Origin of the sequence: Alkalimonas sp. NCh-2 (assembly GCF_039631345.1) — a bacterium.
Lineage (GTDB): Bacteria > Pseudomonadota > Gammaproteobacteria > Enterobacterales > Alteromonadaceae > Alkalimonas > Alkalimonas mucilaginosa.
This window is the reverse complement of sequence record NZ_JBDIUV010000003.1, coordinates 78,762-93,217: the sequence shown is the minus strand read 5'-3', so window position 1 is coordinate 93,217 and position 14,456 is coordinate 78,762. Positions and strand designations below refer to the sequence as shown.

The window sequence follows — 14,456 nt, the reverse complement described above, 5'->3', positions numbered from 1 at the left end:
GTCAAGCTCCTTGCTTAGCGGATAAAACGGTGGTTCAGGCTTTGGCCTGTGCGTAAATCCACCAGTCGTTGGTTGGTAGTAAGGCTGTCCAGGCCACCGCGCTCAGGCAGCCAGCGGCCGGTTTTTAAATAGGTCAGTTCAGCTTTAAGCTTTGGCTCGATATCATCCAGCCCGGTGTAAAGGCAGGTGCGAAGGCCGTGCCGGCGCGCCAGCTTCAGCTTGCGTTCTAGTTCCGTGCTGTGCCATTCACCGCCCAAAAACAGCACACAGCTGATCAGGCCCCGGTACTGGTTCAGACGTTGCTCAAAGTAGTCATCGGTCAGCAGGGTGCCCTGGCTTGCATCCCAGGTCTCGGTGCTGTGGCAGCCTTTGCAGCCAAGTGTGCAGCCGGTGATGGTGTAGGCCAGCGAGACCTCCCCTGGAACCTCCTGCCAAACAACCTGTTCGATACTAAAACGCAGCATAAAAACCCATATATAGTGTTATTAATTTTTTTTGTATCTATATCTTGTGTTTCAGGGTAGGCCTTCTGCGGATGGAAAGCTTGATCTGGATCAAGGTTTAGCGGTCGCTCAAAGCTGCCAACTCCTCAGAGCCGCATCTTTGCTGGATCCTGTACCCCTTCATGGATAGTGCTGAGCCAAAGCGAAAAAAACCGCCCACTGAAAACCAGGGGCGGTGCAGAGGAGCCAGGAAAACTGGCTGTGAAGTTGGTAAGAAAGCAGAAGTTTTGCAGGGACAGTGACCGGGTAGCGCACGCAGACACGCCGTGAACCCATCCCTGGGGGCTCTGTTTTGTGAACTGCGTCCATGCAGTTCACCCTGCGGGCCAGCGGAGCTGTCCAAATCCGCTCCCTGCGAATTTGTGTCCATCCATGGCAAAAAAGGTCTGCTTAGCGTACCCGATCACTGTCCTCCGAGAGCTTCGGTGTTACAACAAACACTTAAATCGAATAACTCAGCATCAGCCAGAGTTTCCGGCTATCAACGGCAAAGCTGCTGGCCTGATAATCCGCCAGCTTTAGCATGCCCTGCAGCTGATTGCTGAAACGGTAACTGGCCGTCAGGTTCCACTCGCTGCCGTAGCGCCGGCCATCGGTATCGCTGTGGTAGCGGTGGTAGTTCAGCGCCAGTTGTACCGGTCCGGCCGGATGACGCACTCCCAACCACTGATCGCGCAAGCCATCGTTTGGTGTCACTAAAAACAAATCGGCAAAGCCCTGAAAGGCATGCAGGGTAGCCAGCGGCGTTTGAAAAGCGCTGCTGCCATCACCTGCCAGGCGCTCGGTGCCGGCAATCAATTGCAGTTTTTGCTGTTGCCAGCTCAGTTGCAGCCGGTGGTAATGGTGTTGGTAACTTAGCGGCGCATCATGGCGGTCTTGCTGTTTGGCTGCTGCTAACTGCAGGCTAAAGCTTTGTTGTTCGCCCAAGGCCCATTTGCCCTGGTAGTCCAGGCCAAAGGTCAGGCTGCTGTGCACGGCCCAGTCGTTAAAGTCCAGATCGTAGCCATAGGCTGCCAGTTGCTGATTAGGGTTGAGTTGCCAGCTTAAAAGGCCGGTATAAAACTCACCGCGCTGATTGGCTGCCGGGCCTTTGGGACCAAACACCCGATTGACGTTGTGCAAACGGGCCAGATCCAGTGTGATGGCCGGGGTAAAACTGTGCTGCAGCCGGTAACCATCATAGGTTTGTTCGTTCTGCCGCCAGCCGACACCGCCTAAAAAGCGTTGATTCAGGTGATTGATGCGCTGGCGTCCCATCGTAAAACTGGTGTCTTCACTCAGCTGGTATTTAAGGGCAGCCTGGTTGATATCGGTGCCTTTCGGATCGGCCACCACGCTGTACTGGCTGTTGCCATTGACGGTGCTGTGGTAGGTTTGGCCACCCAGCACACTGACATTGTCCACTTCCAGCAAACCAGATAAGCCATAAGCCTTGCCGGTGGTCAGGGTTAAACGGCTGCGCAGAGTGGATGCCAGGGCGTCTTTTAATGCATTGTTTTGTCCCACATGCTCGATGCGGTAGCGAAAATTGGCATTGATCTGGCTATCATTCAGCGCAGCGCTCAGGGTATTGGCGCTGCTATCTGCAGCGGCCAGCGTCAGGCTGGGGACCAGGGCGAGGCAAGGTAGGGCGAACAGTGGTGATTTCATGGCAATCTCCTGATGTGATTGCCGTTATCATAGGTAAGCTGTTGATGAAACCATTGATGAAGATCAATAAAATCATTCAGTTACCAATAGCTGGGTACTAGAGGCTACCTGCTCCGGGGGGCAAGTTGAGTCTGTGTTTACCTGTTTGGGTAGACTGACTGGATTAAACAGTCACCACCTGATTACGACCATTTTGCTTGGCCTGGTACAGGGCTTTGTCGGCTCTGGCAAAGACTTCATCAAAAAACTCTTCATGGGCTGAGCTCAGGCTGGTGACACCGATGCTGACGCTGGTCGTAATGCCTTCCGGTTGTAGCTGGTACAACAGCTGGCAGAGCTGGTACGCTTTGTCGGTGGCCATGGCGAGATCTTGCTGATGTAGCAGTATCACAAACTCCTCGCCACCAAAGCGGGCAATACAGTCGTGCTCGGCAAACTGTTGGCGCAAGGCTTCGGCAATCCGTTTTAACACCTTGTCACCAATATGGTGGCCGTGTTGATCGTTCACTTGTTTAAAATGATCGATATCTATCACCAGCAAGGACAGCGGTAACTCTTGTTTGCGGGCTTCGGCAAAGCGGCGCTTAGCCACTTCGCCCATAAAATGACGGTTGTACAGACCGGTGAGGTGGTCTTTGGTGGCAAGCTCCAGCAGCCGCTGTCGTTCCCGGGTTAATTGATCCACCAGCCGGTTGGCGGAAATCAGGTTGTTGATGCGGGCAAAGAGTTCTTCATCCAATACCGGCTTGGAAATGTAATCATTGGCACCGGATTGCAACGCCAGAATACGGCGATTGATGCTTTCCAGGCTGGTTACCGCCAGAATGGGGGTTTGTAGAAAGCGAGGCTCTGAGCGCAGTTGTTGGATAAAATCGATACCGGTTTCATTATCTTGCAGCACGATATCGGTCATAATAAGATCGTACTTATTGTGCTGCAACAGCTCCAGCGCCTGTTTGATGGAAAAAGCATGGTCCATCGAAAGGCCCAATCGCTTGAGCTTGGCATCGGTGGCTTTGGCAACGGTCAGGCTGTCTTCCAGATACAGGGCTTTGCCACTAATGTTGTAACGAAATGGGCCAAGCGGGATCAGGCTATGCAACGCCTCTTCCAGTCGTGGTAAGTCGTCTTTACGGATGATATCGGTAGCACCTGCGGCCAGGGCAGAGGACAAAAGCTCAGGGTTGGACTCGGACGTAACGATAAAAATCGGCAAGTGTTTGGCCTGATCGTCGGCGCGAACTTGCTGGCAAAACTCGATGCCGGTTAGATCTGCCAGGTACATGGCGACACAGATAAACTGAAAGTGGTGAGCACTCATGGCACGAAAGCCAGCCGTGGCAGTATCAACAAAAGTAATATCGAAGTCGTAGCTTTCCAGCATTCGGGACAAAATGCGCTGATAGGTTGGGCTGGGTTCAATGATCAAAGCGCGCATGCTATTCCTTTCTTAAAGAGCTTGCTATTAAGTCTAACCCACTGCCTCCCAATGGTAAAAATAAAGTTGTCGCTTTTTTGTGATACCAAGGCACCCGGCCGGTGCTTTAGGTCGGGTGCTTTGGTCTATTGCATTAAAGGAGAGTCTGATAAATTAAAATCGTAACCCTCAATAGTGGCCTGTACCACTAAGGTATGGATGTACTGGGCGATGGCTTTGCGCCGTACTTTTTCATTCAGATAATCGGCAATTTTCTGCTCTACAGCTGCAAAGGGCAGCGGCTGGCCGGCGATTTTTTGCTGAATAAAGACCACATGAAAGCCATAGCGGCTTTCAACCGGCGCGGGCATCAACCCTGCTTCGGCCGCAAACAGCTGGCGCTCAAATTCCGGCACGGTCTGGCCTTTGCTGATTTGGTCTAAGCTGCCACCGGTCTGGCTGGAAGGGCAGGCGGAGTATTTGCGCGCCAGTTCAGCAAAAGCCTGGCCTTGCTGAAGTTGCTGCAGCAATTCTTCGGCCAGCGCTTTGGCGTGTACCCGCTCTTGATCATCATCCGGCGCTGCGGCCAGCAGAATGTGTTGCACTTCCAGTAAAGGCGAGCTGGTAAAGCGTTGCGGGTTTTGCTGGTAGTAGTGCTCGCATTCTTGCCGGCTGGCGGTCGGGATTGGTACTTCGCGTTCAATCAGCTGTTCCAGGTAATCGTGTTCGCTGGTGCTGCTTTGATTGGTGGCTACTTCCAATCCAAGCTGCTGGGCACGTTGACGCAGTAGCTCGGCAATCACCAGCGACTCGGCAGCTTTTAGCATCGCAGCACGCTGCGAATCGGCTGGGTGGTACTGCATTTCTGCCAGGATTGCCTGTTCAGAAATTTGGGTTTGGTTGACTTGGATCATCGTCATCTCCAGCAGGCAATGCTGCCTGTTATAAAGCTTTGGTCCTTGGTTAGCGCTGCTGCGGAAGCCAATAAAGGGGAACGCCGTGGATCCATCCCTGGAGGCTCTTGACCAGCATCCATGCTGTTCAGGTCCCCTTTATTGCTTCCCCAGCATCGCCTTCAGGCATTGGTGTATAGTCCAGGCATTAATACTTAGTGCTGCTGCGTAAGCCAATAAAGGGGGAACGCCGTGGATCCATCCTTGGAGGCTCTTGATCAGCATCCATGCTGCTCAGATCCCCTTTATTGCTTCCCCCAGCATAGCCTTCAGACATTGGTGTTTAAGCCTTACGGCCACCAAAGCGACGGCGTACCACCTGATAATTGCGACCGAAGTACCCAACCGGCACGCTCCAGATATGCACCAGGCGGCTGAACGGGAACAGCACAAACAAGGTCACCCCCCAGAAGATATGGGCTTTGTAAATCCAGTGCAGATCCGCGACAAAACCAATGGCTTCAGCCGGACGGAAGGTCAGCAGGTAACGCGACCAGCTCATCAGATCTTTCATCACATAGCCGTCCATATGACCGGTGGAGACAAAGATGGTCAGGATGCCCAGGATCAGCTGCCAGTAAATCAGCAGCAAAATCAGCGTATCCATGGTCGAGCTGCTGGCACGTACCCGTGGATTGAACAAGCGGCGGTAGACCAGCATGGTCATGCCGATAAAGCAGATCACCCCGAAGAAGCCACCGACACCCATGGCAATCAGCTGCTTGCCGGCCAGGGTAATGCCGAGGAAATCCCAGACTTCGTACGGGATCACCAAACCTGCAAAGTGACCAAAGAAAATCATGATAATACCGACGTGGAAAAACACACTGGCCACGCGGAAGTACTTTTTATCCAGCATTTGACTGGACTGGGCTTTCCAGCTGTACTGCTCGCGATCATAGCGCAGCAGACTGCCCAGAAAGAAAATCACCGAAGCAATGTAAGGGTAGATCCCAAACAACAACATATCTGTAAAGTTCATGACGCAACTCCTGAGCGGACAGTGTTTCCGGGTGCCTGGCTGGCATCGGTCCATTGCAGTGGCACGTGGTGATCGCGCCGCTGCTTTTCAGAGGGTTTGTGGCCAGTACCGCAGCCATCCTGTTCTGAGCCCGGGCCAAAGGTCACCATTTCTTCTTCCCAGACTTTATCCAGCGCTTCTTTGGTATCGTCACGCTGCTCGTTTTTCAGCTGCTCGCGCACTGAATCCAGTTCCACATCGACACCAGACAGTTCCAGCAATGCACTGAACAGCACCTGATAATTGCAGTTACGCTGCTCCAGCCGGCACAGCAACACCGACAGGATATGCGCCACTTCAGCCAGGCCCAGGGCGGCATTTTCGTCGCCCTGGGTGCTTAAAAACTCCAGGTAAAGCGGCAGGTGATCCGGCAGCTCGCGCACATCAATCTGCAGGCCAGCCGACTTGTACTGATTCATCAAATCGACCATGGCCTGACCGCGGTCGCGCGACTCACCATGCAGGTGTTCAAACAACAGCAAGGACAAGGAGCGACCGCGCTCGAACAGGCCGTCGTAATCGGACTGCCAGTCCATCAAATCGCCGCTAAAGCGTTGCTCGATAAAATCGAGCAGGCCTTGCTGCTGCGCTTCAGACAGCGGCGATTCGGCCACCAGCTGCCTGGCGTCGGCTTTTGCTGTCAACAGCGCTTCGGTTGGGTATTCCAGCAACAGGGAAATCAGTTGTAGTATGCGCATGCCTTACTCCTTTACCGTGACCGGGATCACTTTGCGGACCCCTTTGCTGCTGCCACCAAAGATGTTCAGCTTGCTGTCACCACCGCCGCAGCCATTGCCGAAGCTAAAGCCACATTCGCCTTTTAAATCGTAGGCATTCTCGGCGTAAGCCCGGTGGCTGGTGGGGATAACAAAACGATCTTCAAAGTTGGCCAGCGCCATGTAGCGGTACATTTCCTCCACCATCTCTTTGCTCAGGCCGACCTGCTTCAGTACTTCCAGATCTTCCACGCCATCCACCTGCTGCGAGCGTTTGTAAGCACGCATGGCGATCATCCGCTCCAGCGCCCGAACGACCGGTGCCTCGTCGCCTGCGGTCAGCATGTTGGCGAGGTAACGCAGCGGAATGCGCAGCGATTTCAGATCCGGAATTTCACCGTTCATCCCGACATGGCCGGCTTCGGCCGCGCTCTGAATGGGCGACAGTGGCGGCACGTACCAGACCATCGGCAGGGTGCGGTACTCCGGGTGCAGTGGCAGCGCCACTTTCCAGTCCATCGCCATCATGTAGACCGGCGAGCGCTGGGCGGCTTTTAACCAGTTATCCGGAATGCCTTCCTTGCGTGCCGCTTCAATCACCTTGGGATCGTGCGGGTCGAGGAACAGGTCCAGCTGCGCCTGATACAAGTCTTTCTCGTTGGCAACGCTGGCCGCGGCTTCAATTTTGTCGGCATCGTACAGCAGCACGCCAAGGTAGCGGATGCGGCCAACACAGGTTTCTGAACAGGTGGTTGGCTGGCCGGCTTCAATCCGTGGGTAGCAGAAGGTGCATTTTTCCGACTTGCCGGTTTTCCAGTTGAAGTAGATTTTTTTGTACGGGCAGCCGGACACACACATCCGCCAGCCGCGGCATTTGTCCTGATCAATCAGCACAATGCCGTCTTCTTCGCGCTTGTAAATGGCGCCACTCGGGCAAGAGGCAACACAGGTCGGGTTCAGACAGTGTTCGCACAGCCGTGGCAGGTACATCATAAAGGTCTTTTCAAACTGACCGTAGATGTCTTTTTGCACCACTTCGTTGAAGTTCTGGTCTTTTTTCCGTTTTTCGAACTCGGTACCAAGAATTTCTTCCCAGTTTGGGCCCCACTCAATTTTTTCCATCCGCTGGCCGCTGATCAGCGAGCGGGGCCGGGCGACCGGCTGGTGCTTGCTGTCTTTGGCGTTGTGCAGGTGCTGGTAATCAAAATCGAACGGCTCGTAGTAGTCGTCGATTTCCGGTAAGTCCGGGTTGGCAAATAAATTCGCCAGCACCCGCAGTTTGCCACCGATTTTGGGCACCAGCTTGCCGTTGCTTTTACGCTGCCAGCCGCCTTTCCACTTGTCCTGGTTTTCCCATTCTTTTGGAAAGCCAATGCCCGGCTTGGTTTCAACGTTGTTGAACCAGGCGTACTCTACGCCTTCGCGCGAGGTCCAGACGTTCTTGCAGGTGATGGAGCAGGTGTGACAGCCAATGCATTTGTCCAGATTCAGCACCATGCCGATTTGTGCTCTGATTTTCATGATAACTCCTTACTCCAACCTTATTCGGTATCCAGCCAATCGACCTTGTTCATTTTGCGAACAATGACGAACTCGTCGCGGTTGCAACCGACGGTGCCGTAGTAGTTAAAGCCATAGGCCTGCTGGGCGTAGCCACCAATCATATGGGTTGGCTTCATCACGGCCCGGGTCACCGAGTTGTGAATGCCGCCGCGGCTGCCGGTCATTTCCGAGCCCGGTACGTTCACAATCCGCTCCTGAGCGTGGTACATCATGCTCATGCCTTCCGGCACCCGCTGCGACACCACAGCACGGGCTGAGATAGAACCATTGACGTTGAAGATTTCGATCCAGTCGTTGTCTTCAATGCCGGCGGCTTTGGCGTCGATTTCACTTAACCAGACAATGGGGCCGCCGCGGGATAAGGTCAGCATCAACAGGTTGTCGGAGTAGGTGCTGTGAATGCCCCATTTCTGGTGCGGGGTGATCCAGTTCAGCACAATTTCCTTGTTGCCATTGGGCTTTTTGTTTAACACCGGTTGCACCGTTTTCAGGTTGATTGGCGGCTTGTAGCTGCACAACTGTTCGCCAAAGTCGCGCATCCACTCGTGATCCTGATAAAACTGCTGGCGGCCGGTGATGGTGCGCCATGGGATCAGCTCGTGCACATTGGTGTAGCCGGCGTTGTAGGACACATGCTCATCTTCCAAACCCGACCAGGTGGGGGAGGAGATGATTTTGCGCGGCTGCGCCACGATGTCGTTGAAGCGGATCTTTTCCTCTTCTTTCGGTTTGGCCAGATGGGTGTGATCGCGGCCGGTAATTTTACTCAGCGCGCCCCAGGCTTTTACCGCCACATGGCCATTGGTTTCCGGTGCCAGCGATAAAATCACTTCGCAGGCATCGATGGCCGATTCAATTTTGGCCAGGCCTTGATTGATGCCTTCGCCGGTGTGGGTGCGGTTCAGTTTACGCAGGAACTCGACTTCTTCTTTGGTATCCCAGCCAATGCCTTTGCCGCCATTGCCGATGTTTTCCATCAGTGGGCCAAGCGAGGTAAAGCGGGCATAGGTGTTGGGGTAATCGCGCTCCACCACATTGATGTGCGGCATGGTTTTGCCCGGAATGGCTTCGCATTCGCCTTTCCACCAGGCTTTGACACCATAAGGCTGGGCCAGCTCGGCCGGAGTATCGTGGTGCATCGGCGTAGTGACCACATCGGTTTCTTTGCCCAGGTGGCCAACGCAGACGCGGGAGAATTCTTTGGCAATGCCTTTAAAGATTTCCCAGTCGCTGCGCGCTTCCCACACCGGGTCAATGGCGGCGGTCAGCGGGTGAATAAAGGGGTGCATGTCCGAGGTGTTCATGTCGTCTTTTTCGTACCAGGTGGCCGTTGGCAACACGATGTCGGAATACAGACAAGTGGTGGACATCCGAAAATCCAGCGTCACGAACAGATCGACCTTGCCTTCGGCTGGCTGGTCGGTCCATTCCACATCTTCCGGTTTTTTGCCGCCAAATTCGCCCAGATCTTTCCCCAGCAAACCATGCTTGGTGCCCAGCAGATGGCGCAGCATGTACTCATGGCCTTTGCCGCTGGAGCCCAGCAGGTTCGAGCGCCAGATAAACATATTGCGCGGGAAGTTTTGTGGGTTTTCCGGCTGCTCGCAGGCAAACTTGACTTTGCGATCTTTCAGTTGCTGCAGCACATAGTCTTTTAGCTCCACCCCGGCAGCTTTGGCTTCGGCTGCCAGGCCCAGTGGGTTGACCCCAAGCTGAGGCGCGGAAGGCAACCAGCCCATGCGCTCGGCGCGGCTGTTGAAGTCGATAATGCTGCCAGACCACTTGTCTTTGTTGGCCAGCGGCGAAATCACTTCGCTCATATCCAGTTTTTCATAGCGCCACTGGCTGGAGTGGTTGTAGAAAAAGGAGGTACCGTTCATATGGCGCGGCGGACGCTGCCAATCCAGCGCAAAGGCCAGTGGCGCCCAGCCGGTTTGCGGCCGCAGTTTTTCCTGGCCGACATAGTGCGCCCAGCCGCCGCCGCTTTGGCCAACACAGCCACACAGCATCAGCATGTTAATCAGGCCACGGTAGTTCATGTCCATGTGGTACCAGTGGTTCAGCGCGGCACCGACAATGACCATGGAGCGACCACGGGTTTTATCGGCAGTACGGGCGAACTCGCGGGCAATGCGAATCACATCGGCGCGCTTGACGCCGGTAATGGCTTCTTGCCAGGCTGGGGTGTACGGCACATTGTCGTCAAAGCTTTGGGCGCGATTGTCATCGCCCAGGCCATTGTCGACGCCGTAGTGTGCCAGCATCATGTCAAACACAGTAGCCACTAACGCGGTGCTGCCATCGGCCAGTTGCACCCGTTTGGCCGGGATTTTACGCAGCTGGGTGTCGCTGTGCTCGGTGTGCTGGAAGTACTGGTACTCGTGCGGTGCGCCGCCAAAGTAGGGGAAGGCGACTTCAACCAGTTCGTCGTGCTGATCTTTTAAGCTCAGTAGTAAATCAACCTCACCCTGACGGTCTTTTTGCTCCAGGTTCCACTTGGCGGCATCTTCGCCCCAGCGGTAACCAATGGCGCCATTCGGGCTGGTCAGACGCTGATCTGCCGCATTGATGGCGATGGTTTTCCAGTCCGGGTTGTTGCTTTCACCCAGCTGATCAACCAAATCGGCCGCCCGCAGGAAGCGCCCCTGGGTTTTGTGGTCGCCGGCCTCGTCCAGCAGCACCAGCATTGGCATGTCGGTGTAGCGTTTGATGTAGTCAGTAAAATAAGTGCTTGGGTTATCGACGTGGAACTCTTTTAAAATCACATGGCTAAAGGCCATGGCAAGGGCGGCATCGGTGCCCTGACGCGGGGCCAGCCAGGTGTCGCCAAACTTGGAGGCTTCGGAGTAGTCCGAGGTAATGACACAGGTTTTGGTGCCTTTGTAACGCACCTCGGTTAAAAAGTGTGCATCCGGCGTGCGGGTTTGCGGTACGTTCGAGCCCCAGACAATGATGTAATTGGAGTTGTACCAGTCGGCCGACTCCGGCACGTCGGTTTGCTCGCCCCAGATTTGCGGCGAAGCTGGCGGCAGGTCGCAGTACCAGTCGTAGAAGCTCAAGCAGTTGCCGCCAATCAAGGATAAGTAACGGGCACCGGCGGCGTAGGACACCATCGACATCGCCGGAATGGGCGAGAAACCGGTGATGCGATCCGGGCCATAGGTTTTGGCGGTGTAGGTGTTGGAAGCGGCTATCAGCTCGTTCACCTCATCCCAGCTGGCGCGGACAAAACCACCCAGGCCGCGGCGCTCTTTGTAGCTTTTGGCTTTGACCGGATCGCTGACGATGGACTCCCAAGCTTTGACCGGATCGCTGTGCTGCGCTTTGGCTTCGCGCCACAGTTTCATCAGCTGGCCACGCATCTTGGGGTACTTTAAGCGGTTGGCGCTGTAGATGTACCAGGAGTAACTGGCACCACGCGGACAGCCGCGTGGCTCATGGTTCGGTAAATCCGGCCGGGTGCGTGGGTAATCGGTCTGCTGGGTTTCCCAGGTGACCAGGCCATCTTTGACGTAAATTTTCCAGCTGCACGAGCCGGTGCAGTTGACGCCGTGGGTCGAGCGCACCACTTTGTCGTGCTGCCAGCGCTGGCGGTAGCCTTGCTCCCAGCTGCGGTCCTGATCGGTGGTAACGCCATGCCCGTCGGAGAAGGGCTCTTTGCGCGCGGTAAAATAGCGCAGTTTGTCGAGTAGGTGACTCATCGTACACTCCTGGTCTTGTCCTGCATGAACAGACGGTTTTTACTTATTCAGTAGGCACATCATAGAAAGAACCGCTTAATGATGCTTGATTTGGATCAAGGCTGCCACTTAGCTAACTTACTGATTAAGAAGGGTAATACCTACTAAGTGGTAGTGTGTTTTGGGGCTAAATGCCTGAAAATGCAGGGGCTGAAATCACGGAACTACCCCCTTGGTGTGGCGCGCTAACCCGGGCGGGGCAAAGGGGGTAGCTCGATTGTGCCGGCTGCAGGAACAATCGCGGCTGCACGCTGCTGCTTTTCAGGTTATGCTTAGATGAATTCGCATTGGAGATACTATGCGCCCTTTTTCCGTCGTTACCCGTATCAACATTGCGCTGGCTTGCATCGTGACGCTGGCGCTGACCACCATGATGGTGTCGTACTGGTTGTCGGATAAAGCTGACAGCGATGCCCATGCGGTCAATGTGGCGGGTTCCTTGCGGATGCAAAGTTACCGGCTGGCCTGGCTGAAATTGCAGCAAGAACCTGAGCGCTTAGCCGGGGCAAAACAGCAGCTAAACAGCAGTTGGCAGCATCCGGTATTTAAACGCTTTTTGCATCAGCCAGAGATCCAGGCCAAGTACGATACTGCTTATCAGCATTGGGTGACGGTGGCACCGTTGCTGGCGGCCGAACAAACCGATATTGCTGAGCTGGAGTCCGTATTGACCGAGCAAGTCCGATTGCTGGATGAGCTGGTACTGGCCATTCAGCAGGATGCTGAGCAAAAAGTACGGGCCTTTCGCACCGTCCAGGTAGTGGCGGTGCTGGCGACCATTTTGCTGTCCATTGTTGTGATGTATTGGCTGAGGGTGATGGTGCAGGAGCCATTGCAGGACTTGATAAAAGGCGCCAGACGCATTGCGCAGGGCGATTTTACCCATCGTATTACAGTGCAGCAGCAGGATGAACTGGGCACTTTGGCGCACAGCTTTAATAAAATGAACAGTGCCATTGGTTACATGTACGGCAATCTGGAAAAGCGGGTGCAGCAGCAAACCGAAGCGCTACAGCACAGCAACACCCGTTTGCAGTTTTTGTTTGATATTGCCCGCAGCATCAGCGAGCACAGTCTGCACTCGGCCGATTTTTCCGAGCTGGTGACCGAGCTGCAGACCATTTTAAGTACCGATGAGCTGGAGCTGTGCCTGTTAACCGAGCAGGGCTCCAGCCCCTACTTACAAGTGCAACCGGAACAAAATCCACACATGCACTGCGTTAAAACCAGTTGTCAGGATTGTGTGTCGCAAGGGCAGGATATCCGTACCGAGCAAGCGCAGCTGGTGTATCGCTATCCTCTGGACAGAGAGCAGCACCACTTTGGCGTGCTGGTGGTTCGGCAGGCTAAGGATAAGCCTTTGCACGACTGGCAGCAGCAATTACTGCAATCGGTGGCTGATTTGCTGGCACTGGCGCTAAGTTTAAAAGGCGAAGAGGAGCAGGTACGACGTTTGGCCCTGATGCAGGAGCGCTCGGTGATTGCCCGTGAGCTGCACGACTCTCTGGCCCAATCCTTATCCTACTTAAAAATCCAGGTAACCCGGCTGAATAAAGGCCTGGCCAGTGACAACAAAGCCATGCTGCAGGATGTAGCCGATGAACTGAAAGAAGGTTTAAGTTCGGCCTACCGGCAGCTGCGAGAACTGCTCACCACTTTCCGGCTTAAGGTGGATGGGGCAGGGTTGCACCAGGCTTTGCAAACCACCGTCAAACAACTGACTGAACAATCCAGCCTGCGGATCCGCCTGGATTATCAACTGGAGCACTTGCCACTGACGCCGACCGAAGAAATACATTTGCTGCAGATCATTCGCGAAGCCAGCCAAAATGCCGTGCATCACAGCCAGGGCTCAGAGCTGTCGATAGAGCTGCGTCAGGGCAAAGACAAAGCGATCGAGTTACGACTGGAGGATAATGGCGTGGGCCTGCCGGCGCAGCCGGAAAAGCTCAATCACTATGGCCTGGCCATTATGCAGGAGCGCAGCCGGCAGCTTGGTGGCGATTTACAACTAAAAAACCGGCCTGAAGGAGGCACCGGTCTTTATTTCCGCTTTATACCTGAGTGCATGGCGCAACTGGCCAGCGCTTAATCAATCGTAAAAGTACCGGGCCCTGATTTGAGCCAGTTCACCACTGGCATAGATATGCTCCAGTGCTTGCTGCAAACGCTGTCGGGCTTCTATGGGTAAAGCTTTGGCTACTACCAGATACTGTGGCTCTTCTTTTAGCACCAGAGGTAGAAAATGGATCTGCTGCTCGATCCCCATGGCTCGGGCCGTATGCAGCACCCCCAGGTCGGTGGAATAGTAAAAGCGACCGCGTTCAGACAGCAGCTTTAACAGGTTTTGTTCTCGGGTATTGGCACCACCATCGATACGCAAACCTGGTATGCTCTGCAACCAGTTATGGTGAGCCGTACCTCGATCTACCAATATCACAGCATCACGCCCCATTGCCACCACATCCTTCAGACTTCCAATCACTAAGCTGGCATCCTGTTGCCGCACCAATAGACGGTTTTGTGTGGAGTAGAGGGCTGGCTCCAGGTAATCGAACAACTCTGCCCGTTCATCCGTGTAGATGGCACCAACAAAGGCATCAATTCTGTTATGCTGCAGTTCATGCACAATACGGGGAAATGGGGTATTCAAGCGGTCAAACTGGAATGCCAAAGTGCCGTCGGCACGTTCTAACGCTTGCATAATGTCTATGGCGAGGCCGGTATAGCTGCCATCCGCTTGCTCGATGTACTTTGGTGCACTGTCTTGCAGCATGGTTTTGATGATAAGTTCAGAAGCTTCATTGCCGGCTACTGCATAATTGCCAATGACCAGGCAGGGTAAGGCAAACAGCAAGGTTAAGATACTCATCGAATAATGCCTTTATTTTCC

The 14,456-nt window shown here is 54.4% G+C and carries 10 protein-coding genes; 1 reads left to right on the top strand and 9 read right to left on the bottom strand.

What is annotated here, in order from left to right; genetic code table 11:
* Positions 1-14: 14 nt before the first annotated feature.
* From nrdG to ABC502_RS09425, 8 genes are all read right to left on the bottom strand, one after another.
* The gene (gene nrdG / locus ABC502_RS09460) at positions 15-464 is read right to left on the bottom strand and encodes an anaerobic ribonucleoside-triphosphate reductase activating protein (RefSeq protein ID WP_345915711.1); all 450 of its coding nucleotides are present in this window, start codon (positions 462-464) and stop codon (positions 15-17) included.
* A gap of 480 nt (positions 465-944) precedes the next feature.
* Positions 945-2,153 (bottom strand): alginate export family protein, encoded by a 1,209-nt coding sequence (locus ABC502_RS09455; protein WP_345915710.1) that lies wholly within the window; start codon positions 2,151-2,153, stop codon positions 945-947.
* A gap of 163 nt (positions 2,154-2,316) precedes the next feature.
* A complete protein-coding gene (locus tag ABC502_RS09450) occupies positions 2,317-3,591 on the bottom strand; it encodes a diguanylate cyclase (protein ID WP_345915709.1) in 1,275 nt (424 codons plus the stop codon).
* A gap of 125 nt (positions 3,592-3,716) precedes the next feature.
* Entirely contained in the window at positions 3,717-4,484 is a 768-nt protein-coding gene (locus ABC502_RS09445; RefSeq protein WP_345915708.1) for a peptidylprolyl isomerase, read from the bottom strand.
* 322 nt (positions 4,485-4,806) lie between these two features.
* Entirely contained in the window at positions 4,807-5,505 is a 699-nt protein-coding gene (gene narI / locus ABC502_RS09440) for a respiratory nitrate reductase subunit gamma (protein WP_345915707.1), read from the bottom strand.
* The gene (gene narJ, locus ABC502_RS09435; protein WP_345915706.1) at positions 5,502-6,242 is read right to left on the bottom strand and encodes a nitrate reductase molybdenum cofactor assembly chaperone; all 741 of its coding nucleotides are present in this window, start codon (positions 6,240-6,242) and stop codon (positions 5,502-5,504) included. The genes narI and narJ overlap by 4 nt, the downstream gene beginning before the upstream one ends.
* Before the next feature lie 3 nt (positions 6,243-6,245).
* Positions 6,246-7,781: a nitrate reductase subunit beta gene (gene narH / locus ABC502_RS09430; protein ID WP_330129402.1), complete on the bottom strand. Its 1,536-nt coding sequence runs from the start codon at positions 7,779-7,781 to the stop codon at positions 6,246-6,248.
* Positions 7,782-7,801: 20 nt separating this feature from the next.
* Positions 7,802-11,524 (bottom strand): nitrate reductase subunit alpha, encoded by a 3,723-nt coding sequence (locus tag ABC502_RS09425; RefSeq protein WP_345915705.1) that lies wholly within the window; start codon positions 11,522-11,524, stop codon positions 7,802-7,804.
* Positions 11,525-11,861: 337 nt separating this feature from the next.
* Between ABC502_RS09425 and ABC502_RS09420 the strand changes: the two genes are divergently transcribed.
* On the top strand, positions 11,862-13,655 hold the full coding sequence (locus ABC502_RS09420; RefSeq protein ID WP_330086868.1) for a histidine kinase: 1,794 nt from the start codon (positions 11,862-11,864) through the stop codon (positions 13,653-13,655).
* On the opposite strand, the gene ABC502_RS09415 is transcribed toward ABC502_RS09420, so the two are convergent.
* Entirely contained in the window at positions 13,656-14,435 is a 780-nt protein-coding gene (locus ABC502_RS09415; RefSeq protein WP_330086869.1) for a transporter substrate-binding domain-containing protein, read from the bottom strand.
* Positions 14,436-14,456: the final 21 nt, after the last annotated feature.